This window comes from Stenotrophomonas sp. AC248 (genome assembly GCF_979258185.1).
On the sequence record NZ_OZ409840.1, the window covers coordinates 217,808 to 240,572 of the forward strand.

Annotated in this window: 22 protein-coding genes and 1 riboswitch; of the genes, 13 read left to right on the plus strand and 9 right to left on the minus strand. The window is 68.6% G+C overall.

Annotated elements, in window-relative coordinates; all coding sequences use genetic code 11:
• The first annotated feature begins 81 nt into the window (after nt 1-81).
• Nucleotides 82-933, plus strand: a complete 852-nt coding sequence (gene purU / locus ACZ0AE_RS00935; protein WP_137191303.1) for a formyltetrahydrofolate deformylase — start codon at nt 82-84, stop codon at nt 931-933.
• Nucleotides 934-1,190: 257 nt separating this feature from the next.
• Here the strand turns inward: purU and pncA are convergent, their stop codons facing one another.
• The 9 genes from pncA to pnuC form a co-directional block, all read right to left on the minus strand.
• Nucleotides 1,191-1,820, minus strand: coding sequence for a bifunctional nicotinamidase/pyrazinamidase (gene pncA / locus ACZ0AE_RS00940; RefSeq protein ID WP_038691145.1), 630 nt, complete (start codon nt 1,818-1,820; stop codon nt 1,191-1,193).
• Between the two features lie 57 nt (nt 1,821-1,877).
• The gene (locus tag ACZ0AE_RS00945; RefSeq protein ID WP_463600166.1) at nt 1,878-2,564 is read right to left on the minus strand and encodes an epoxyqueuosine reductase QueH; all 687 of its coding nucleotides are present in this window, start codon (nt 2,562-2,564) and stop codon (nt 1,878-1,880) included.
• Between the two features lie 69 nt (nt 2,565-2,633).
• Nucleotides 2,634-4,931, minus strand: a complete 2,298-nt coding sequence (gene metE, locus ACZ0AE_RS00950; protein WP_463600167.1) for a 5-methyltetrahydropteroyltriglutamate--homocysteine S-methyltransferase — start codon at nt 4,929-4,931, stop codon at nt 2,634-2,636.
• 214 nt (nt 4,932-5,145) lie between these two features.
• Nucleotides 5,146-5,377, minus strand: a riboswitch (cobalamin riboswitch).
• A 155-nt stretch (nt 5,378-5,532) separates the two neighbouring features.
• Nucleotides 5,533-5,829, minus strand: a complete 297-nt coding sequence (locus ACZ0AE_RS00955) for a HigA family addiction module antitoxin (protein WP_038691139.1) — start codon at nt 5,827-5,829, stop codon at nt 5,533-5,535.
• 11 nt (nt 5,830-5,840) lie between these two features.
• A complete protein-coding gene (locus ACZ0AE_RS00960; RefSeq protein WP_038691137.1) occupies nt 5,841-6,122 on the minus strand; it encodes a type II toxin-antitoxin system RelE/ParE family toxin in 282 nt (93 codons plus the stop codon).
• A gap of 165 nt (nt 6,123-6,287) precedes the next feature.
• Nucleotides 6,288-7,730, minus strand: coding sequence for a nicotinate phosphoribosyltransferase (locus ACZ0AE_RS00965; RefSeq protein WP_038691135.1), 1,443 nt, complete (start codon nt 7,728-7,730; stop codon nt 6,288-6,290).
• 62 nt (nt 7,731-7,792) lie between these two features.
• Nucleotides 7,793-8,848, minus strand: coding sequence for a bifunctional nicotinamide-nucleotide adenylyltransferase/Nudix hydroxylase (locus ACZ0AE_RS00970; RefSeq protein WP_102100650.1), 1,056 nt, complete (start codon nt 8,846-8,848; stop codon nt 7,793-7,795).
• A gap of 72 nt (nt 8,849-8,920) precedes the next feature.
• The gene (locus tag ACZ0AE_RS00975) at nt 8,921-9,988 is read right to left on the minus strand and encodes an AAA family ATPase (RefSeq protein WP_463600168.1); all 1,068 of its coding nucleotides are present in this window, start codon (nt 9,986-9,988) and stop codon (nt 8,921-8,923) included.
• The gene (gene pnuC / locus ACZ0AE_RS00980; RefSeq protein ID WP_463600169.1) at nt 9,981-10,577 is read right to left on the minus strand and encodes a nicotinamide riboside transporter PnuC; all 597 of its coding nucleotides are present in this window, start codon (nt 10,575-10,577) and stop codon (nt 9,981-9,983) included. Before pnuC ends, ACZ0AE_RS00975 begins: the two co-directional genes overlap by 8 nt.
• Before the next feature lie 153 nt (nt 10,578-10,730).
• Here pnuC and ACZ0AE_RS00985 point away from each other — a divergent pair, with 153 nt between their 5' ends.
• The 12 genes from ACZ0AE_RS00985 to ACZ0AE_RS01040 all read left to right on the plus strand — a co-directional run bounded on the left by ACZ0AE_RS00985 (nt 10,731) and on the right by ACZ0AE_RS01040 (nt 22,704).
• A complete protein-coding gene (locus ACZ0AE_RS00985) occupies nt 10,731-11,507 on the plus strand; it encodes a hypothetical protein (protein WP_463600170.1) in 777 nt (258 codons plus the stop codon).
• Nucleotides 11,508-11,577: 70 nt separating this feature from the next.
• Nucleotides 11,578-12,147, plus strand: a complete 570-nt coding sequence (locus ACZ0AE_RS00990; RefSeq protein ID WP_038691127.1) for a sigma-70 family RNA polymerase sigma factor — start codon at nt 11,578-11,580, stop codon at nt 12,145-12,147.
• Entirely contained in the window at nt 12,144-12,929 is a 786-nt protein-coding gene (locus ACZ0AE_RS00995) for an anti-sigma factor (RefSeq protein WP_051598928.1), read from the plus strand. Before ACZ0AE_RS00990 ends, ACZ0AE_RS00995 begins: the two co-directional genes overlap by 4 nt.
• A 490-nt stretch (nt 12,930-13,419) precedes the next feature.
• Nucleotides 13,420-14,379, plus strand: coding sequence for an acyl-CoA desaturase (locus tag ACZ0AE_RS01000; RefSeq protein ID WP_051598927.1), 960 nt, complete (start codon nt 13,420-13,422; stop codon nt 14,377-14,379).
• Nucleotide 14,380: 1 nt separating this feature from the next.
• Nucleotides 14,381-15,661: an NAD(P)/FAD-dependent oxidoreductase gene (locus ACZ0AE_RS01005; protein ID WP_038691125.1), complete on the plus strand. Its 1,281-nt coding sequence runs from the start codon at nt 14,381-14,383 to the stop codon at nt 15,659-15,661.
• On the plus strand, nt 15,658-16,425 hold the full coding sequence (locus ACZ0AE_RS01010) for a DUF1365 domain-containing protein (protein ID WP_463600171.1): 768 nt from the start codon (nt 15,658-15,660) through the stop codon (nt 16,423-16,425). The genes ACZ0AE_RS01005 and ACZ0AE_RS01010 overlap by 4 nt, the downstream gene beginning before the upstream one ends.
• Complete coding sequence (locus tag ACZ0AE_RS01015) at nt 16,422-17,678, plus strand: class I SAM-dependent methyltransferase (protein ID WP_448132760.1); 1,257 nt, start codon at nt 16,422-16,424, stop codon at nt 17,676-17,678. The genes ACZ0AE_RS01010 and ACZ0AE_RS01015 overlap by 4 nt, the downstream gene beginning before the upstream one ends.
• A 1-nt stretch (nt 17,679) precedes the next feature.
• Nucleotides 17,680-18,234, plus strand: a complete 555-nt coding sequence (locus tag ACZ0AE_RS01020; protein ID WP_038691119.1) for a DUF2878 domain-containing protein — start codon at nt 17,680-17,682, stop codon at nt 18,232-18,234.
• Complete coding sequence (locus ACZ0AE_RS01025; RefSeq protein ID WP_038691117.1) at nt 18,231-19,028, plus strand: DUF1295 domain-containing protein; 798 nt, start codon at nt 18,231-18,233, stop codon at nt 19,026-19,028. The genes ACZ0AE_RS01020 and ACZ0AE_RS01025 overlap by 4 nt, the downstream gene beginning before the upstream one ends.
• Nucleotides 19,025-20,098: a class I SAM-dependent methyltransferase gene (locus ACZ0AE_RS01030; RefSeq protein WP_463600172.1), complete on the plus strand. Its 1,074-nt coding sequence runs from the start codon at nt 19,025-19,027 to the stop codon at nt 20,096-20,098. Before ACZ0AE_RS01025 ends, ACZ0AE_RS01030 begins: the two co-directional genes overlap by 4 nt.
• A 25-nt stretch (nt 20,099-20,123) precedes the next feature.
• Nucleotides 20,124-20,660, plus strand: a complete 537-nt coding sequence (locus tag ACZ0AE_RS01035; protein WP_038691114.1) for a lipocalin family protein — start codon at nt 20,124-20,126, stop codon at nt 20,658-20,660.
• Between the two features lie 148 nt (nt 20,661-20,808).
• Nucleotides 20,809-22,704 carry a patatin-like phospholipase family protein gene (locus ACZ0AE_RS01040; protein ID WP_463600173.1) on the plus strand — a complete coding sequence of 632 codons (1,896 nt, stop codon included), beginning with the start codon at nt 20,809-20,811 and terminating at the stop codon, nt 22,702-22,704.
• Nucleotides 22,705-22,765: the final 61 nt, after the last annotated feature.

Here is a 22,765-nt window from a genome sequence, read left to right on the forward strand (position 1 = left end):
TGCCCGGATCCGCAGGAGTGCAGCTTGGTTGCATCTGAGAGCATCGTCCCCCCACCGGCGGTGCTCGCTTAAACTGGTCGGATGCGCCCTGATTCCATTCTTACCCTCTCATGCCCGGACCGTACCGGGATTGTCTACCGCGTGTCTGGCCTGCTGTTCGAGCTCGGCTGCAACATCCTGGATGCCCAGCAGTTCGGCGACGAAGAGAGCGGCCGGTTCTTCCTGCGCGTGCACTTCGATCGCGCCGCCAGCCAGGCGCTGGCCGATGTCGAAGCGCGCATGGGCACGCTGGCGGCGGAGTTCCAGATGGACTGGCAACTGCACGATGCGCGCCGCCGTGCGCGGCTGCTGGTGCTGGTGAGCAAGCAGGGGCATTGCCTGAACGACCTGCTGTTCCGCGCGCACAGCCGCCAGCTGCAGGTGGATATCGCGGCGGTGGCGTCCAACCATGACGACTTCGCCGCGTTGGCCGGTTCGTACGGAGTGCCGTTCCACCACCTGCCGGTCAACGCCGACAACCGCGCCGTGCAGGAACAGCAGATCATCGACCTGGTCGAGCGCGAGCAGATCGACCTGGTGGTGCTGGCGCGTTACATGCAGATCCTGTCGCCGCGCTTGTGCCAGGCGCTGGCGGGCCGGGCGATCAACATCCACCACAGCTTCCTGCCCAGCTTCAAGGGCGCGCAGCCGTATCACCAGGCGCACGCCCGTGGGGTCAAGATCATCGGCGCTACCGCGCACTACGTCACCGAAGACCTGGACGAAGGTCCGATCATCGAGCAGGACGTGGCCCGCGTGGACCACGCCATGACCCCGCGCGACCTGGTGCGGCTGGGCAGCGACACCGAATCGCAGGTGCTGGCCCGCGCCGTGCGCCGGCATGTGGAGCATCGGATCCTGCGTAACGGGCATCGTACGGTGGTGTTCCGCTGACCGGCCCGCGCCGGGGCGCGGCGTTCCGGTAGGTACCGACCGTTGGTCGGTACGCTTTCTGGCCGGCGCCCGGGGTCGTCTGGGATGGCGGGTAGTGCCGGCCGCTGGCCGGCTCCTCGCATGCTCCAAACGGTATCGGGAGCCGGCCAGCGGCCGGCACTACCAGCGCACAGCCGGCACCCGCCGATCGTTCTTTCATCCGGTAGGTACCGACCGTTGGTCGGTACGCCGTTCCGGCCGACGCCCGGCGTCGCCCGTCAGATAACCGCGATCTTCGCCTTCGCCAACGCCTCGCGCACCATGCCGTCGTTGGCGTCGGTCACCGGACGGGTCAGGTCCCACAGGAATTTCACCCGGAACCCGGATTTCACCGCGTCCTGCGCGCTCCACAGCACGCAGTAATCGCGCGCCAACCCGCACACGTGCACCTCGCGGATGCCACGCTCATGCAGCCAGCCGGCCAGCCCGGTTGGCGGGCGGCTGCCGTCCGGACCGTGGTTCTCGCGGAACGCGCTGTAGGAGTCCACCTGCTGGCGCGTGCCCTTGCGCAGGATCAGGTCGGCCACGGTCCAGTCCACGCCCGGGTGCAGTGCTGCACCGGCGCTGCCCTGCACACAGTGGTCCGGCCACAGGGTCTGCGGCTGCGCATGCAGCAGGATTGCCTCGAACGGCAGGTGCCCCGGATGCTGGCTGGCGAACGAGGCGTGGTCGGCCGGGTGCCAGTCCTGGGTGGCCACCACCGTGCGGTAGCGGCGCTGCGCAAGCAGGTCGGCAATGGGGGCCACCAGCGCGTCGCCCTGTTCGCAGGCCAGCGCGCCACCGGGCATGAAGTCCGGCTGCAGGTCGATCACCAGCAGGGCCACATCGGCGGGTAGGGCGGCGGTCATGGCAGATCCAACACAACGGAAGCGGGGCAACCAGCGTGGCGGCCCCGCGTGCGAACGTCAATCGCCCGTGGGCGCGTCGTTGTCCTGCCCGTAATACAGCAGGCCGATCTTGATGCGCTCGCGGCCGGTTTCGCGGCGGTGACGGTTGGCGTCGCGCAGCGAGTACACGCAGCCGCAGTACTCCTGCTGGTAGAACTGCTCGCGCTTGCTGATCTCCACCATGCGCGCGGCGCCACCGCCCTTGCGCCAGTTGTAATCCCAGTACTGGATGCCCGGGTAATGCGCGGCGGCGCGGTGGCCGCAGTCGTTGATCTGGTTCATGTCCTTCCAGCGCGAGATGCCCAGCGAACTGCTGATCACCGGAAAGCCATGCTCGTGCGCATACAGCGCGGTGCGCACGAAGCGCATGTCAAAGCACATCGTGCAGCGGATGCCGCGCTCGGGTTCGGCCTCCATGCCGCGGGCACGTGCGAACCAGTTGTCGGTATCGTAGTCGGCGTCGACGAACGGCACGCCATGCTTTTCGGCAAAGCGGATGTTCTCCTGCTTGCGCAGTTCGTATTCCCTGGCCGGGTGGATGTTGGGGTTGTAGAAGAAGATCGTGTATGCGATGCCCGAGGCGGTGATGGCTTCCATCACTTCGCCCGAGCACGGTGCGCAGCACGAATGCAGCAGCAGCCGGGTATGGCCGTCGGGCAGGGACAGGGTGGGGCGGTCGATCGGGGTAACAATGGGCGTGGTCATGTACGTCTCGTCGACCGCACCGCCGGCAACGGCGGCGGTGCGGTCCTTGGCTCATTTCTACAGGGTGGGTCAGGCGGCGTTGGCGTCGGCGGTTTCCTCGCGCAGCTGGCGCGCGGCGGCCACCAGTGCTTCCAGCGCGGCGCGGGTTTCCTTCCAGCCGCGGGTCTTCAGGCCGCAGTCGGGGTTGACCCAGATCTGCTCGGGCCGGAGGACTTCGGCGGCCTTGCGCAGCAGCGCCAGCATCTCTTCCTTGTCGGGCACACGCGGGGAGTGGATGTCATACACGCCCGGGCCGATCTCGTTGGGATACTGGAAGCGCACGAACGCATCCAGCAGCTCCATGCGCGAGCGCGAGGTCTCGATCGAGATCACGTCGGCATCCATCGCCGCCACCGAGTGGATGATGTCGTTGAACTCGGAATAGCACATGTGCGTGTGGATCTGGGTCGCATCGCGCACGCCACTGGCACTGATCCGGAACGCTTCCACCGCCCAGTCCAGGTACTCGCGCCACTGCGCGCGGCGCAGCGGCAGGCCTTCGCGGATGGCCGGCTCGTCGATCTGGATCACGCCGATGCCGGCCGCCTCCAGGTCCAGTACCTCGTCGCGCAGCGCCAATGCGATCTGCCGGCAGGTGTCCGCGCGCGACTGGTCATCGCGCACGAACGACCACTGCAGCACCGTCACCGGGCCGGTCAGCATGCCCTTCATCGGGCGGTCGGTCAGCGACTGCGCGTACTGCGACCAGCGCACCGTCATCGGCCGCGGACGGGTCACGTCGCCGAAGATCACCGGCGGCTTCACGCAGCGCGAGCCATAGCTCTGCACCCAGCCGTTCTTGGTGAACGCGAAGCCGTCCAGCTGCTCGCCGAAGTACTCCACCATGTCGTTGCGCTCGAACTCGCCGTGCACCAGCACGTCCAGCCCGATCTGCTCCTGCACGCGTACGCAGTGTTCGGTCTGGGTGGCCAGGAACGCATCGTAGTCGGCGTCGGACAGCTTGCCGGACTTGTTGCTGGCGCGGGCCTCGCGTACTTCCAGGGTCTGCGGGAAAGAGCCGATCGTGGTGGTGGGGAAGCGTGGCAGCTGCAGCGCACCGGCCTGGGCCAGGTGGCGCTGCGGGTAGGGGCTGTGGCGCTGCGCATCGGCGGCGGTCAGGGCGGCCAGGCGCGCGGCCACTGCGGCCTTGTGCACGCGCGGCGAGCGCCGGCGCGATTCGATGCACGCACGCGAGTGCGCCAGCGTGTCCTCGGCGCGGGCCGGGGCGTCGATGGCATCGGCCAGCACGCGCAGCTCCTGCAGCTTCTGCCTGGAGAACGCCAGCCAGCTGTGCAGTTCGTCATCCAGCTTTTTTTCCAGGTCCAGGTCGACCGGGCTGTGCAGCAGCGAACACGACGGGGCCAGCCACAGCGCATCGCTGCCCACGTGGCCGTGCGCGTAACGGGCCAGCACCAGTGCGATGTCCAGATGCGTGCGCCAGATGTTGCGACCGTTGACCAGACCGGCCGACAGCACACGACCTGGGGGCAGCGCCTTGATCACCGCATCCAGCTGCTCCGGGGCGCGCACCAGGTCCACGTGCAGGCCATCCACCGGCAGCGAGGCGGCCAGCGGCAGGTTGTCGTCCAGCGCACCGAAGTAGGTGGCCACCAGCACCTTCGGCCGCGCCGCCTCGGCCAGTACCGCGTAGGCATGGGTGAACGCGGCGCGGGTGGCCTCGTCCAGGTCCTGCACCAGCGCCGGCTCGTCCAGCTGCACCCACTGCGCGCCAGCGTCCTTCAGCTGGCCCAGCAACTGCACGTACACCGGCAGCAGGGCGTCAAGCAGGTCCAGTGCGCGGCTGCCGTCGGTGGTCTTGGACAGCAGCAGGAAGGTCACCGGGCCGATCAGCACCGGGCGGGTCTCGATGCCCAGCGCCTTGGCCTGGCGGTATTCGGCCAGCGGCTTGTCGCCACGCAGCGCGAAGCCCTGGCCGGCCTGCAGTTCGGGCACCAGGTAGTGGTAGTTGGTGTCGAACCACTTGGTCATTTCCAGCGCGTGCAGGTCATAGCCGTCGCGTTGCACGCCCCGGGCCATGGCGAAGTACCCGGCCAGCGGTTCGGCGTCGGCCAGGGCGCGGTAGCGCGCCGGAATGGCGTCGAACAGGAAGGCCGCGTCGAGCACCTGATCGTAGAAGCTGAAGTCGTTGCTCGGCGGCACATCGACGCCGGCCTCGCGCTGCAGCTGCCAATGGCGCTCGCGCAGGCCGCTGGCGGTGTCCTGCAGCGACTGGGCGCTGCTTTCGCCGGACCAGAACGCTTCCAGCGCACGCTTGAGTTCGCGCTTGGCGCCGATGCGGGGAAACCCCAGGTTGGTAACAGTGGTCATGGAACGTGTCCTCATTGCAGTAGCGGCATTGAGGAACGAAGGAACCGCGCGCCGTGCACGACATGGCTGCCGTGTCCGCCCCGCCAGCGACCTTCGCCCCCGCGGGCGAACCGGATGTCGTGGAGCGGACGCACGGGGGCAGCGCCACGCGGGCGGCATGGCGGCAGGCCCCGGCAACCTCCCCGCGGACGTTCCAGGTCGAATCAGGGGACGGTCGTGTCCCCCGGCCGGGGCCGGTATTCGGGCTGATGGACACGGGCGCGAACGCCCACCTAGTACCTGCCGCTTCCCAGGCCGGGGCCCAGTGCTGTTGGCAGGATTCGTTTCCATTCACCGCTGCGGGGCAGCTCCGGAATGGGCGCACGAGGCGCCTTCACCGGATTCCCGTTTAAACCCATCCCTTCATCTGCATGAAGAGATGGATACCTTCGGCTCGCACAAGGTAGGCCGAAGGCGGGCGGTGGTCAAGGGGCGTCGCGCCAACGAAGGAAGGTCATGGACGATGCAACGCACGTGACAGCAATGTCCGTCGCACGGGGTGCCGGGTGCGGGAGGCCATCCACGCGTTTGCGGCAAGCAAGGGGAGGGGAATGGCGGCCGCTCAGGCCGCGTGGTGGTATGGCTCGATGCGCGCCAGGACGTCGGCCAGTTCGTCCCTGGCCTTCGCCGCGTCGTAGGCCATCTGCAGGTTGAGCCAGAAGGCCTCGCTGGTGCCGAAGAAGCGCGCCAGTCGCAATGCGGTGTCGGCGGTGATGCTGCGCCTGCCCGCGATGATCTCGCCGATGCGCGTCTGCTTCACGTCGATGGACTTGGCCAAGCGGTAAGCCGTCATCCCGAAAGGGGTGAGGAACTCCTCCTGCAGGATTTCACCGGGGTGCGGGTAGGGAATCGAACGCATGTAGGCAGCCCTCAGTGATAGTCGCAAAGCTCTACGTCTGCAGGACCTGCATCGGTCCATGTGAAGCACAATCGGTACTGGTCGTTGACGCGGATGCTGTGCTGACCCGCACGATTGGCGCGCAGTGGTTCCAGGCGGTTGGCCGGTGGAATGCGCAGGTCTTCCAGCCGGACGGCCGCATCCAGCATGGCGAGCTTCCGTATCGCAACGCGCTGGATATCCTGGAACCTTCGGATGCGCCTACCCATGAACAAGCTCTTGGTAGTAATGCATCGGAACGACACGATGGACATGACAGCTTCCTATAATGACGATACTAACGCGTGACGGTAGTATCGTCAAACGGGACCAATCCGGCCCGCTGATGCACAGGGCAGTCGATCAGCGGGCCTCGCCTGTGATGCTCGCTGAATTTCGCGCAGGCGAAAGCGGACGCGGTCACGCCCGCGGGACGGTGGTCATCGATTCGATGTATCGCTCAACCGCGCATCATCGGCCCGGCTGCGGATCTCAGCCAACGTATCGTCCTGCAGCAACGTGCCGTTCTCCCAGACCGTGACCATCGCATCCTCGTAGCCCAGCGGCAGCGCGGCGGCTGTCAGCGATTCCGCGTCGGCCGGCACCGACACCGTCCGGAACTGGCCGTACTCGCGATGGCGCAGCAGGCGCATGCGGCCGCGCTTGCTTTGCTTGCCACTGTCGGTCACCGGGTCCTTGTAGACGTCGATCCATTTCCCGTCCACGCGCGCGGCCGAGCACTTCAGCGCGAACTTCTGGGTGTCGCGGTCGAGCCGCTGCAGCAGTGCGCCGCCCATGCCGAAGGCGACGTTGTCGGCGGCGTAGCCGGCGGCGGTGATGCTGGCCAGGATCTGGCCGATGCTGGTCGGGTTGACGCCGTCACCCTGGATCACGCGCACGTGGTTGAGCACCTTGTAGCCCTTGCCGTTGACCACGTGGCCGAAGGCGTCGTCGAGCAGCTGCAGGCACTGCAGCACCACCGCCACCGGGTCGCCCGAATCCGGGCGGATCACCACGGTGGCGCCCGAGTCGATCACCTGCTGGCGCAGGGTGGTGCCCCAGTGCCGGGTGATCGCGTGGAAGATGTCGTAGCTGTCCGAGACCACGGCCACCAGCGCGCCAGGCGTGGCGAAGCGGGCCAGCATGTTGCGGTAGGCCTCCACCTCGTTGTCGCGGCCCCAGCTGGTAATCGTGCTGTGCTCGGCGGCCGGGATCGAATAGCCGGCCATGGCCTCGTGGTAGAAGGCGCGGGCGAACAGCAGAGCCGAGACAGTGTCGGTGCCGAGGAAGTTGACCAGGTGCGCCGCACCGCCGATGGCGGCCGATTCCAGGCTCGACACGCCCCGGCTGCCGAAGTCGTGCAGCTTGAACGGCAACTGGCCTTCCGGGTCGTCGCTGGTGCGCTCCAGGTACTGGCGGATGGTCTGCTTGGCGTGCCAACTGGTGGTGGCCACCGTGACCGGGTACCACACGCGCAGCAGCATCGTTTCAAGGTACGACGGTACCCAGAACGCCTGCGGGTCGGTCGATTCGATCGTCATCAGCGCGTTGTGCACCGGCACCACGCTGCCCTCGGGCACGGCGCGGATGCGGATCGGCATCAGGCCGCCGTGCGTATCGACGATGTAGCGCCAGCCCGCCTCGTTGAAGGGCTCGCCGTGGGCGGCGAAGAGATCGCGCGCCACGTCGATGTCGGCGTGGGTGATCGGCTTGGCCAGGTAGTCCTTCAGGATCGCCTGTAGGCCGAAGAACAGCGTGCGGTCGTAGTGGCCGCCGCGCGACTCCACGTAGAAGAAGGTGGCGTCGGTGCCCGGCGGATACTGCAGCCAGTGGCTGGCCTTGTAGCTGTCGGTGTTGAGGAGAAGATTGTCGAGGTAATGCATGACGGGAAGCTCCTTCGCGTCGGGTGACACCGGCGGTCTATCCGCCGGCGGGAAAGCCGGGATCAGCCCCGGCCCAGGAAGAACTCCAGAATGTGCAGGTGGTCTTCGTAAAGCTTGGGGCCCATGTCCAGTGCTTCGCTGACCGGGATCCAGCGCGCCTTGTCGGCATCGTCGCCGCCGCGCACGGCCGGCAGTTCGCCGGCGGGGAAATCGAAGTGGAAGGCGTGGGTGATGGTGCGGCCGCGCTGGCTGCGCTCGGGGTGGTCGAACACATGCTGGCCCTTGAGCGAGCCCTTGAGCACCGGCGCGGGAATCTTCAGCCGGGTCTCCTCGCGCAGTTCGCGCAGGCAGCTGTCGAGCAGACCCTGCTGCTGGCCGACGAAGCCACCGGGCAACGCCCACAGGCCCTTGCCGGGCTCGGCACGGCGACGCACCAGCAGCACGTGGCCCGAATGCACCACCACCGCATCGGTGGTGACGAACGTGGGCGCATACGGCGCGTCTTTCCAGGCGGCCTTGTACTGCTCGATGAACTGGTACTCGGCCACCAGCTGGGCGTAGGCCGGGCCGCTCTTGCGGAACGCTTCGAGCATGGCGTACACCGGCGCCGGCACGTTCCCGCGCAGCATCAGCAGCGCACCGTGGAAATCCACGCTGCCGGCTTCAAACAGGTAGCGGCGCAGTTCGGTGGCCGACAACGTCTCGGTGTGCTGCACATCCACCAGCGGCCACTGCGGGAACTCGCGCAGGTAGTAGCTCGAATCATCCTTGTCCATGCCGACCAGGCCGATCTTCGCGTCGCCCGCATGCCCGTCGGCACGCACCGCATCGGCCACCGTGCGCTGCACGCCGGCGATCCACTGCGCTTCGTTGTACAGGTGGTCCTTGAGCGGACGGATCAGCAGGCGTTCGCCCGCACCTTCAAGCGCAGCCTGGATCATCACGGCGCGTTCGGCCACGGTCCAGGGGTTGCGGAGGCTGCGGGGGGTATCGGCAGAGCCGACCAGAAAGATCAGCTTCTTGGCCCGGCTCAGTGCGAGGCGGGCAACGGCGGCATGGCCGTTATGGAAGGGCTCGAAACGCCCAATGAACACCAGATAGTCGTATTCCATGAGAATCCCCCATGTCGTTGCAGGTGCCGTGGGTCTATCCCTTGGCTGGTGCCAATGCTACTCCTCTGTCCTGTACCGTCAACAACCTGCTGCGCGTGATCCCTCCAGCGCGGTCATCACCTGCGCCACGCGCTGCTGCAGTGGGCCGCCCAGCACGGTGAACGGCATGCCGCGCGCGTCCAGTGCCTCCAGGTACGCGCGATGCTGCGCGTGCCGGAAGGCGTCATCGCGACGGGTGCCGTCCTGCACGAACGGAAAATCCGGGGCACACAGGAACAGGTGGGTGTAGCGCCGTTGCGCCAGCGCATGCAGTGCCGGTTCGGCGCGTTCGAACATGGACAGGCAGTACAGCAGCGTGGTCAGCGGCGTGGTATCGCAGACCAGCCAGCGGTTGGCCTGCGCGGCCAGCGTGTCCTCGCGCGCTACCTGCACCTGTGCGATGTGCAGCAGGTCGTCGTAGTCGAGCGCGCCACCGCGCGCCTCCCAATGCTCACGTCCGAACTCGGCGGCCCAGACGGTCTGCAGCTGCCGGGCCAGTGCGGCGGCGAGCGTGGTCTTGCCGCTGGACTCGCCGCCGAGCAGGGCGATGCGGCCGACGAAACTGGCGTACACGCGCGGGTCGAGAAAGCCGCGCAGGGCATGCGGATCGCGCCGCAACGCCGTGCCCGATACCGGCACCCTGCTGCGGGCCGGGTCCAGGCACACATGCGCCACCGGCCAGTGCATGCCCGCCAGTGCACTGAAATGGCGCTGCAGGGCGGCCGCGAATCCATCGCCGTACGCCTCGCTGGTGAACACCGCGTCCACCCGGCGCTGCCACAGCGTGCTGCACACCCAGGCCACGAACGCGCGCTGCGTGGCGTCGTCGTCGGTGTTGTCCGGCAGCGGCCGCACCGGCACGCCCTGTCGTGCGCAGTGTGCCGCCAACCGCGCCTCGTCGAGTACCAGCCGGGTTACCTGCGGGTACAGCGCCTGCAGCCAGGCCTCGCGCCGGTCAGCATCACAGGCGGGCAGTTCCGGCTGGCTCCAGCTGAGCAGCAGCACGCTGTCGCAGCGGCTCAGCGCATGGTCGATGAGGGCCTGGTGGCCACGGTGCAGCGGGCTGAACTTGCCCACCACCAACCCGGTGGCGAAACGCTCACCCATGCGCGGCATCGGCCGCTGCGGTGGCGACGCTCTGCTCGCGCATCAACCGCCGCCAGTGCCGCAGCGAGACCAGCGCGTTGATCCAGAACACGCCATACAACACCGCAGTGAGGTGCAACCCGCGGCTGGCGTACAGCGGAATGGCGATGCTGTTGACCAGCAGCCAGAACCACCACGAATCGAGCTTGCGGCGCATCATCAACAGCTGCGCCACCACGCTCAGCACCAGCACGGCCGAATCCAGGAACGGCGCGTAGGCGTCGGTCCAGGTATGCAGCAGCAGGCCATAGCCGACGCTGGCCAGCACCGCTGCCGGCAGCATCCAGCCCAGCGTGCGCAGCTGCACCCGGCTGATCGGCAGGGCATGCCCGTGGTCGCCGCGCAGCCACTGCCACCACCCGATCACGCTGGTGAGCACGAACACGCCCTGCAGCACCACGTCGGCGTACAGGCGCGCCTCGTAGAACACCAGGCCGAACAACGTGCAGCCGATGATGCCGGTCCACCAGGTGTGCACGCTGTTGCGCCCGGCCAGCAGGATCGAGGCGGCCACGGTGACGTTGGCGGCAATTTCCAGTGCGCTGGTCATGCGGCTGCGCCGGCAGGAGGGGAACGCAGCGTGGGCGTCGGCATCGGGTTCTTCAGGGGCAGGTGACAAGCCGCCCAGTTTACCCGCCGCCCGCAGTGCATCCGCCGCGGCGCTGGCTGCGTATCTGCTGGTGACCCCCACGTGGAGCCGGGCATGCGCCGATCCCTCTTACCGTCCCTGGTGCTGCTGCTGTGCCCGGTATTGCCGGCGGCGGCCCAGCAGGTGCTGCGCCAGGAAGGGCGGGCCTATGCGCCGGCCGATGGCCGCCTGCTATACCGCGAGACCCACTGGCTGCAGGGGCCGGCGGCGACCCGATCGCGGCTGGTGCTGTACCGCTGCGCCGACGGCCGCGCCTTCGCGCGCAAGTGGATGACCCCGCAGGGCAGCCCGCAGACCCCCGACTTCGCCTTCGAGGATGCCCGCAATGGCTACCAGGAAGGTCTGCAGGGCAGCGCCGCGGCCCGTACCGTGTATGTGCGTGAAGACGCGCGCGCTGACCGGGTCAGCCGTGCCATCGCGATCCCGCCCGATGCGGTGGTCGATGCCGGTTTCGACGCGGCGGTGCTGGGCCACTGGGACGCCCTGCAGGCCGGGCGCCCGGTGGCGTTCCAGTTCCTGCTGCCCAGCCGCCAGCGGCTGGTGCCGTTGAAACTACAGCGCAGCGCGGCGGTCACCTGGCAGGGCCAGCCGGCCGAACAGTTACAGATGCGGCTGGATGCCTGGTTCGGCTTCGCGGTCCCGGCGGTCACCCTGGTGTATGCGCGCAACAGCCCGCGCCTGCTGCAGTTCAGCGGCACCGGCAACGTGCGCGATGCGCAGGGGCGCTACCCGCAGGTGCGCGTTGAATTCCCCGCCGAGCCAGTCGCGGCGACCGCCGCTGAACTGGCCGCGGCACGGCAGCAGCCGCTGGTGGCCACATGCGCCGGATGAGTCCCCCCTTGCGCCCTGCGCGCGCAGCGACGACGATGCGGGCTGTCTTCCTGCCGACGTTGAGCCTGCGATGCCTGAGCTGGAGCTTGCCGACACGGGTGCCGCACGGCGCCTCGACGACCTGCTGGTCCGGGTTGCCAGCGGCGATCGCCAGGCGTTCGAGTCGGTGTATCAGCTGGCGTCCGGGCGCTTGTTCGCGATCTGCCTGCATGTCCTGCGCGACCGCAGCGACGCCGAAGAGGTGTTGCAGGATGTCTTCACCAGCGTCTGGCACAAGGCGGCACAGTTTGATCGCGCCAAGGCGGCGGCCATGACCTGGCTGTCGATGATGGCGCGCAACCGCGCGATCGACCGCCTGCGCGCGGCGCCACCGCGCCCGTTGGATGATCTGTCGGTGGCCGATGAAATCCCCGATTTCGCCCCGCAACCGGCCCAGGTGGCCGAACAGGCCTCCGACCGGCAGCGCCTGGACGACTGCCTGGACACCCTGGAACCCCGCCGCCGTTCGCTGATCCGGTTGGCGTTCCTGGACGGGGCCAGCTATGAGGAACTGGCGCGCCGGATCGGCTCGCCCCTGGGCTCGGTGAAAAGCTGGATCCGCCGCGGCCTGGGCCAACTGCGGGTGTGCCTGGAACGATGAACATCCGCGACCTCCATGACCTGCATGACGACGGGCAACCGCCCAGCGCCGACATCCTGGCCGGGGAATACGTGCTGGGCGTGCTTGATGCCGCCCAACGCAGCGAGGCCGAGCAGCGCATCGCCAACGACCCCGGCTTTGCCCGGCTGGTGAGCCAGTGGGAAAACCGCCTGGCGCCCATGCTGGACGCGCTAGGCAGTGAAGCGGTGCCCGCGCACGTGTGGCCGCGCATCCGTACCGCGCTGGGCTGGCCCTCGGTCGGTGCCGGCGCGCCGCGCGCCTGGCAGCGCACCGGGTTCTGGCAGGGCATGACCGCGCTGGCCGCCGTGGTGGCGCTGGTGGCGGTGTTCAGCCGCGGCCAGCTGGAACCGGTGGCCCCGGTTGCACCGCCGGTGGCGGTCACCCCGACCCCGCCGCCCACCCCGTCCGAACCCGAGCAGGCGACCAAGCCGGTCACCCCGCTGTTGCACGACGACGGCACGCCAGGCTGGTTGGCCTCGGTGGACAAGGCCCAGGGCAAGGTGCTGATGGTGCCGGTACCGGCCGCCGCCGATGCGGCCGGGCGCGCCCCGGAGCTGTGGCTGATCCCGGCCGGCGGCACGCCGCGTTCGCTGGGCCTGGTGTCCATCAACCGCGCCCATACGGTGACCGTGCCGGACGCACTGCGTGATGCGCTGGTGAACGGCTCCGTGCTGGCCATCACGCTGGAACCGTCCAGCGGCGCGCCGCAGGGCATCCCGACCGGCCCGATCATCGCCAAGGGCGACATCGCCACCCTGTAACGCGCTTTTTTGGTTCTTCTCCCCTCTGAGAGAAGGCGCAGATTGGATCGGCTGGCGTGCCCGATCGGGGCGCTCGCGCGCGTGAGGGCCCCGTAGCAGCCGGTAGGCCCCTGGTGCAAATGTCCCCCGGCCGCTGGGCGGCCTCCTCCTTTATTTTGCCCAGGGGCCTACCGGCTGCTACGGGGCTCGGCTTGCGGTAAGGAGGGGAAGCCAAGCTTTTCTGGCGCTGTCGGTGGGTCGGGCGCTGGGCCCCCATGCCCTTGGAGGCGAAATAAAGGAGGAGGTGGCGGCCGCAGGCCGACGCCGGAGGACATTCGCCGGAAAGGGCATGGGGGCCCAGCGCCCGACCCGCCGACGGCCGCGCGCGGAAAGCGTCAAGCCACGTTTCTGCCTGCCCCGCAGATGGGCGACGAACCTTTTTTCCGGATCCGTGCATCCGGATGGGCCTGGCTCCCGTATCTCCTGACAAGCACGCCAGGAGATACGCGATATGTCGGCCGGACCCGCCACTGCAGCACCCCGCACGGCCCGCCGTGGCCTGATGGCCACCGTGCGGCGCTGGTTCGATACCAGCGCCGGGACGGCGGTGGCCGACGAAGCGGCGCAGCGCGTGGACTGGCTGCGCGCGATCCCGTTCGCGGCCATGCACCTGGCCTGCCTGGCGGTGATCTGGGTGGGGGTCTCCTGGGTGGCGGTCGGCGTTGCGGTGGCGTTGTACGCCGTGCGGATGTTCGCCATCACCGCCTTCTACCACCGCTACTTCTCGCACCGCACCTTCCGCACCTCGCGCGCGGTGCAGTTCGTGTTCGCGGTGATCGGCGCGGCCAGCGTGCAGCGCGGCCCGCTGTGGTGGGCCGCCCACCACCGCGTCCATCACCGCCATACCGACACCGCCGCCGATCCGCACTCGCCCGGCGTGCATGGCTTCTGGTGGAGCCACATGGGCTGGTTCCTCACCACCGACGGCTTCCGCACCCGCTGGGACCGCATCCCCGACCTGGCCAAGTACCCGGAACTGCGCTGGCTGGACCGCTTCGACACGCTGGTGCCGATCGCGTTGGCCGCCGCCCTGTTCGGCCTGGGCGCGCTGCTCGAACATTTCGCGCCGTCCTGGGGCACCAGCGGCGGGCAGATGCTGGTGTGGGGGTTCTTCATCTCCACCGTGGTGCTGTTCCACGCCACGGTCACCATCAACTCGCTGGCGCACCGTTTCGGCCGCCAGCGGTTCAACACCGGTGACGACAGCCGCAACAACCTGTGGCTGGCCCTGCTCACCTTCGGTGAGGGCTGGCACAACAACCACCACTTCTTCCCCGGCACCGCGCGCCAGGGCTTTTACTGGTGGGAGATCGATGTGACCTGGTACGGCCTGCGGCTGATGGCGGCGCTAGGCCTGGTGCGCGACCTCAAACCCGTGCCGGCCTGGGTGCTGGCCAAGGCGGAGCACTGACATGCGTATCGCCGTGATCGGATCGGGCATCGCCGGCTTGGCCAGCGCCTGGTGGCTGGGCCAGCAGCACGAGGTGACGCTGTTCGAGGCCAACGACTACCTGGGCGGCCACACCCACACCCATCAGGTGCAGGTGGACGGCGCCAGCCACGCGGTGGACACCGGTTTCATCGTGTTCAACCCGCTGCACTACCCGCTGCTCACCGCGCTGTTCGACGAGCTCAACGTGGCTTCGCAGCCCACCACCATGAGTTTCTCGGTACACAGCGAGCGCAGCGGGCTGGAGTACAACGCCACCTCGCTGGATGGGCTGTTCTGCCAGCGTCGCAACCTGGTGTCCCCGCGGTTCTGGGGCATGCTCGGCGACCTGCGGCGCTTCTACCGCGAGGCACCGGCGTTGCTGCATGGCGACGATGCCGGGCCTTCACTGGGGGACTACCTGCGCGCCGGCCACTATGGGCGCACCTTCATCGACGAGCACCTGCTGCCCATGGCCTCGGCGCTGTGGTCCTCGCCCACCGCCAGCCTGGAGGCCTTCCCGGCGCGCTACCTGGCGCAGTTCATGGCCAACCACCAGATGCTGCAGGTGAGTGGTCGCGCACCGTGGCGGGTGGTGCAGGGCGGCTCGGCGCGTTACATCGACGCGATGCGGCGGCGTTGGCACGTGCGTGAACGGCTGGATTGCCGCGTGTTCGGCGTGGAGCGCCACGAGCATGGCGTGCGCGTGCACAGCGCGGCTGGGCTGGAAGGCTTCGACCAGATGGTGCTCGCCTGCCACAGCGACCAGGCCCTGGCGCTGCTGTCCGATGCCGACCGCACCGAACGCAGCGTGCTCGGTGCGATCCGCTACCAGCCCAACGAGGTGGTGCTGCACACCGATGCGCGCCTGCTGCCACGCAACCGCAAGGCCTGGGCCGCTTGGAACGCGCACGTACCGGCCAACCCGCTCGCGCCCTGCACGGTCAGCTACCTGATGAACCAGCTGCAGGGCATCGATACGCCCACGCCGCTGGTGGTCACCTTGAACCGCACGGCCGCCATCGACCCGGCCAAGGTGCTGCGCACGCTGCACTACGCGCACCCGGTGCATGACCATGCCATGGTGGCGGCGCAGCAGCGCTGGGCCGAGATCCAGGGCCAGCGCCGCACCTGGTTTGCCGGCGCGTACTGGGGCTGGGGCTTCCACGAAGACGGCATCCGCAGTGCACGGCGCGTGGTTGATGCGCTGCAGGCACTGGACGCCGAGTCGTACTGGCCGCTGGCCCAGGCGCAACCGGCATGAGCGCCAGCGCCCTCTACCGTGGCCGCATGCGCCACCGCCGCCACGCCCCGCACCCGCATGCGTTCGGCTACCCGGTGGCGCAGCTGCTGCTGGACCTGGACGAGATCGATACGCTGTTCGCGCGGCGCTGGCTGTGGTCGGTGGGACGCCGCAACCTGGCCGAATTCCGCCGCAGCGACTACCTCGGCGACCCGGCGCAACCGCTGGCCGATGCGGTACGCGCCCGCATCACCGCCGCGCTGGGCCGCGCACCGCACGGCCCGATCCGCCTGCTCACGCACCTGCGTTACGCCGGCCACGTGTTCAACCCGGTCAGCTTCTACTACTGCTACGCCGACGATGGCCGCACGCTGGACTGCATCGTGGCCGAGATCACCAACACCCCGTGGAAGGAGCGGCACGCCTACGTGCTGCCGGTGGCCGCCGCCGATGCCAGTGGCCGCGCGCTGGCCTGGGAATTCGACAAGCAGTTCCATGTATCGCCCTTCATGGCCATGGACTGCCACTACCGCTGGCGCTTCACCGCACCGGGCGACGACCTGCACGTGCACATGCAGGTGTGGCGCGCGGGCGTACGCCAGTTCGATGCCGACCTGGTGCTGCAGCGCCACCCGATCACCGCGCTCAGCTTGGCCGGCGTGCTGCTGCGCTTCCCGCTGATGACCGTCCAGGTGGTGGCCGCCATTCATTGGCAGGCACTGCGCCTGTGGCTCAAGCGCACCCCCGTCCACGACCATCCTTCGCTTGCAGGAAAACGCCCATGAACGACATGACCCGCCCGGTTGCGCTGCCGATGCCCACGGCACTGGAGCGCTTCCTGCGCGATCGCCTGCTGGCCCAGCTGGCGCCCCTGAGCGGTGGCTGCCTGCAGCTGCGCGACGCTGCCGGCGATGTACTGCTGGGCGATCCGGCAGCGAGCCTGCGCGTCACCGTGTGGGTGGATGACCCCGCCTTCTACCGGGCAGTGGCGGCGCAGGGCAGCGTGGGCGCGGGCGAGTCGTATATCCGTGGCGACTGGCGCTGCAGCGACCTGGTGGCGCTGGTGCAGCTGCTGGTGCGCAACCGCGACCTGCTCGACGGCATGGAGCGCGGCGTGGCGCGCATCGGCGGCTGGCTGCTGAAGGGCTGGAACCGGCTGCGCCGCAATACCCGCGAAGGCAGCCGCCGCAACATCGCCGCGCATTACGACCTGGGCAATCCGTTCTTCTCGCTGTTCCTGTCGCCGGACCTGATGTACTCCTCGGCGCTGTATGCCAGCCCGGCGGACTCGTTGGAAGACGCCTCGCGGCGCAAGCTGGCACGCATCTGCGCGCAGCTGCAGCTGCAACCGGGCGACCACGTGGTGGAGATCGGCACCGGCTGGGGTGGGTTCGCGTTGTACGCGGCCGGCGAGATCGGTTGCCACGTCACCACCACCACCATCTCGGTGGAGCAGTACACCCTGGCCAAGGCGCGCGTGGAAGCGGCCGGCCTGCAGGACAAGGTCACGCTGCTGCTGAAGGACTACCGCGATCTGGACGGCCAGTACGACAAGCTCGTCTCCATCGAGATGATCGAGGCCATCGGTGCGCAGTACCTGGACACCTATTTCGACACGCTCACCCGCCTGCTCAAGCCCGAGGGCCTGGCGCTGCTGCAGGCCATCACCATCGAAGACCAGCGCTACGAACAGGCGCGGCGCAGCGTGGACTACATCAAGCGCTTCGTGTTTCCCGGCAGCTTCATTCCGTCGATCAACGCGATCATGGCGGCCAAGACCCGCAGCAGCGACCTGCAGCTGATCGGCCAGCATGATTTCGGCACGTCCTACGCGCTCACCCTGCGCGCCTGGCGGCAGCGCTTCCTGGCGCAACTGCCGGCGGTGCGCGCGCAGGGCTTCGACGAACGCTTCATCCGCCTGTGGGAGTTCTACCTGGCTTACTGCGAAGGCGGCTTCCTGGAACGCTCCATCGGCGTGTCGCACCTGCTGATGGCACGCCCGGGCTACCGGCCTGCCGCGCACGGCGAAGGCGGCTGAGATGGTGCGCTTCTGGGCCAATGTGATCGGCAACCAGCTGGTGTGGCTGTGCGCGGTGGTTGGCGCCGGGCACGGCCTGCGCTGGCCCGCGCTGCTGGCCGCCGGTGTGTACGTGGGCAGCCAGCTGGCACTGTCGCCGCAGCCCGGCGTGGAACTTCGCCTGCTGGGCGTGGCACTGCTGTGCGGCCTGCTGGTGGACGGCGTGGCCGGTGGCTCGGGCTGGGTGCAGTACGCGGCCGGCAATGGCCCGGCGTGGGTGGCCCCGGTGTGGATCCTGGCCTTGTGGGCGGCGTTCGCGATGACCCTGCCGGTGTCGTTTGCGGTGCTGCAGAAGCACCTGCGCATCGCCGCCCTGGTCGGGCTGCTGCTGGCGCCGCTGGCGTATCTGTCGGCAGCGCGTGGCTGGTCGGCGGTGAGTTTCGCTACGCCCCGCTGGCAGGGCGTGCTGCTGCTTGGCCTTGGCTGGTCACTGGCGCTGCCGGTGCTGGCCGCGTGCGCGCGGCATTGGCAGCGCACGTCGCACGCCCTTTCTGATACGGCGGGAGAACACGCATGAAGTTGCTGTGGTGGGTATGGCTGTATGCCGCGTTGATCATGAGCTGGGGCTGGTGGTGGCAGCGCCGCCACCAGAACATCGGCGTGGTCGATGTGCTGTGGGCCAAGGGCGTGGGCGCGTCGGCCCTGCTGCTGGCCGTGCTGGGCAGCGGCGCACCGGCACCGCGCATCGCGCTGGCGGTGCTCGGCGGATTGTGGGGATCGCGGCTGGCGCTGCATCTCTGGCACCGCGTGCGCAGCGAACCCGAAGACGGCCGCTACCAGCACCTGCGTGCCCACTGGAACGGCCACCAGGGCAAGATCTTCGGCTTCTTCCAGTTCCAGGCGGGGCTGATCGTGCTGTTCGCGTTGCCGTTCGTTGCGGTCGCGCACAACCCCCAGCCCGATGACCTGCGCTGGATCCTGGCCGCCATCGCGGTCTGGCTGCTCAGCGTGGGCGGCGAAGCGCTGGCCGACCGCCAGCTGGCACGTTTCCGCGCCGACCCCGGCAACAAGGGCAAAACCTGCCGCGACGGGCTGTGGCGTTACTCGCGGCACCCCAACTACTTCTTCGAATGGCTGCACTGGTTCACCTACGTGCTGCTGGCCGTGCATTCGCCGCTGTGGTGGCTGGCCTGGTCCGGCCCGGTGGTGATGTACGTGTTCCTGCGCTGGGTCAGCGGTATTCCCTTCACCGAGGCCCAGGCGCTGCGCAGCCGTGGCGAGGACTACCGCGACTACCAGCGCACCACGCCGATGCTGTTTCCGTGGTTTCCCTCCCGCTCATCGAATACCCGCAAGGAGCCGTCCCCGTGAATGTCGCCAGTGACTCCCTGCCCGCGCCCGACCACGCGCCGGGCCTGACCGGCCTGGCCGAGCGCGGCCTGCTGCCCGACGCGTTGCTGCGCCTGGGCATCCGCCGCCAATGCGAGGCACGCCTGCGCGACGAACTGGCCGGTGGCCAGCAGGCGCAGTCGCAGCGCTTTGCCGCGCGCATCGCCGAACTGTCGCAGAGCGCGGTGGCCCTGCACGTGGACGCGGCCAACCGCCAGCACTACGAAGTGCCGGCCGGCTTCTTTGAACTGTGCCTGGGCAAGCGGCTGAAATACAGCAGCTGCTACTACCCCACCGGCAGCGAAACGCTGGACCAGGCCGAAGAGGCCATGCTGGCCCTGTACGGCCAGCGCGCACAGCTGGCCGATGGCCAGGACATTCTGGAACTGGGCTGTGGCTGGGGCTCGCTGACGTTGTGGATGGCCGAGCATTACCCCAACGCACGCATCACCGCGGTGTCCAATTCCAACAGTCAGCGCGAACACATCCAGGCGCAGTGCCGCCTGCGCGGGCTGGACAACGTCACCGTGCTGACCCGCGATGCCAATACCCTGGTGCTGGATACGGCCGCGTTCGACCGCTGCGTGTCGATCGAGATGTTCGAGCACATGCGCAACTACCGGCAGCTGCTGCAGCGCATCCACGGCTGGTTGCGCCCGCAGGGCAAGCTGTTCGTGCACATCTTCGTGCACCGCACGCTGATGTATCCCTTCGAGACCGAGGGCGACGACAACTGGATGGGCCGGCACTTCTTCACCGGCGGCCTGATGCCGGCCGCCGATACGCTGCTGTGCTTCCAGCAGCATCTGCAGCTGCAGCAGCGTTGGCTGCTCGATGGCACCCACTACGAGCGCACCGCCAACCATTGGCTGGCCAACCAGGACCAGAACCGCGACGCGGTGCTGGAGATCATGCGCCAGTGCTACGGCGCACCCTCGGCGGCGTTGTGGGCACAACGCTGGCGCATGTTCTGGATGGCCTGCGCCGAGCTGTTCGGCTACCAGGACGGCCAGCAATGGCAGGTGGCCCACTACCTGTTCGACCGCCCGTGACCCCGCCTGCCATGAGGATCCTGCCATGTCTTACCGCGCCCTCGCTCCCCTGTTGCTGGCCAGCCTGATGCTGGGCTGCGGCGGCAACACCCGTCCCATTCCGCCCGTGGCACACGTGGATGTGCCGCGCTTCATGGGCGACTGGTATGTGATCGCCCATATCCCCAGCCGCCCCGAGCGCGAGGCGTTCGATGCGGTGGAGTCCTACGCGCTGCGCCCGGATGGACGCATCCAGACCACCTTCCGCTACCGCAAGGGCAGCTTCGATGCGCCGGTGAAGACCATGCACCCGATCGGCAAGGTCAAGCCCGGCACCAACGGTGCTGAGTGGGGCATGCAGTTCATCTGGCCGATCCAGGCCGAGTACGTGATCGTGTACCTGGACGACGGCTACCAGCAGACCATCGTGGGGCGCAGCAAGCGCGACTACATGTGGTTGATGGCGCGCACCCCGACCATTCCGGAGGCCGATTACAAGGCCGCCATGACCCGGCTGGCCGCGCTGGGCTACGACCTGTCGCAGGTGCGCCGCGTGCCGCAGTCGGGCGCCAAACCCGAGTAAGGCGTTCCGTGCCGTGCTTCTCAGGCCGTGAGAAGGCCCCGGGCGATACTGTCGTTATCAGCCCGTTGGGTGCCGGCCCCTGGCCGGGATGCCTGCGGGGCCTGCGCGGATCGGCCGCGCATGGGCAGGCGGACGTGAGGAGTCGGGCGTGGCGGACAAGTACTGCGATCTGGTCATGAAGGGCGGCATCACCAGCGGCATCGTGTATCCCAACGCGGTGCTGTCGCTGGCGCGCGAATACCGCTTCAAGAACATCGGCGGCACCTCGGCCGGAGCGATTGCCGCGGCGGTGGCCGCGGCGGCTGCACTGGGGGATCGCCGCCGCCACGCTGGCGAGGCAGTGGACGCACAGGTCGGTTTCCCCGGCTTGTCGGCCGTGTCTGCGCAACTGTCCACGCGCGGCTTCATCTACAGCCTGTTCCAGCCTGCGCACGGCGCGCGCACTGCCTACCGCCTGCTGGTGATGCTCACCGGCAAATCCAGCCTGCCGCGCAAGATCGCCTGCCTGCTGGCCGCCGTATTCGCCATCGCGCCGCTGGAACTGCTGGCCGCGTTGATCGGCCTGCTGGGCATCGGCTGGCTGGCCGGTGGCGTGGCGGGGGTGTGGGCGACGCTGCTGCCCTCGTTGCTGTGCGCCTACGGCGCCGGCGTGCTCGCATCGGCGCTGCGGGTGGCGCGGGTGGCGCGGCGCAATCTGCTCGGGCTGTGCAATGGCAGCACCCAGGCCGACGCCGCCACCCCGGCCCTGACCGACTGGCTGCATGACCGCCTGCAGGCGCTGTCGGGTAAACCGCCGGGCCAGCCGCTCACTTTCGGCGACCTGCACCAGGCCCCGCGGTACCACGACGAGCCGGCCGGCGCGCAGGCCATCAGCCTGCAGATGATCACCACCTGCGTGTCGCATACCGAGCCGCGCACGTTGCCGTTCAGTGCGGCGCATTTCTGGTTCCTGCGCGAGGAATTCGCGCAGTTGTTCCCGGCCAGCGTGGTGGAGTGGCTGGTGGCCCAGGCCGGCGCGCCCGAACAGGTCGATGGTCGCGCGTATTACCGTCTGGTCGATGGCGATCAGCTGCCGGTACTGGTGGCCACGCGCATGAGCCTGAGCTTCCCGCTGTTGATCAGCGCGGTACCACTGCACGAACCGGCGCGTCGCGAGCGGCGCTGTGAACCACAGCCGGAGGCGTCCGCGCCGCACGACAACAGCAACGTTGCCGACAGCATGGAAGGTCTGACCAGCGGCGGCCAGAGTTGTGGCCCGGTGATCACCGCCTTCCGGGTGTGCTGGTTCTCCGATGGTGGCATCAGCAGCAACTTCCCCATCCATCTGTTCGACGCGGCGTTGCCGCGCTGGCCCACCTTCGGCATCAACCTGGTGTACCCGCGCCACGCCGATGCGGTGAGCGTGCTGGACGCCGGCAGGCATGGCGCGCAGGCGCAGCTTGAACAGGCGGTGTTCCTGCCTACCGAGAACCGCCAGGGCTGGCAGCGCAGCTACCACGCCATTGCGCGGCCGCTGGCAGCCGCGGAGATGTCCGGCTTCCTGTTCTCGATCGTATCGACCATGCAGAACTGGCGCGACGTGCTGCAGGCCCGTGCACCGGGGTATCGCGATCGCATCGTGCACGTGTCGCTGCATGGCGACGAAGGCGGCATGAACCTGGACATGCCGCAGGACGTGCTGAGCCGCATCGCCGCCAAGGGCAGCGTGGCGGGCGAACGCTTCTGCGGCTTCTCCTTCCAGAACCACTACTGGATCCGCTGGCGCAACCTGGCCTCGGCCTACCAGCGCTACACGCTGGAGATCGCCCGCACCGACGATCCTGCGCAGCGCGTGGCCGCCTGGCGTGATGCGTACCAGAGCGTGGCCACCGGCGAACCGCCGCCGCCGTCGTACCGGCTGGGCTCGGAAGACAAGCGGCGCGCCTCCCAGCAGCTGTGGCGGCTGATGGTCGAGCAGGGCCAGGCCTGGGAAGACCTCGGTCCCGACCTCACCGACGGCGCGCCACGCCCGCTGCCGCAGATGAAGGTCACGCCGATGTATTGAGCCGGGAGGGGCGCCGGCCGGGCAACGCATGGAACGCGACATGCCCGGTAGTGCCGGCCGC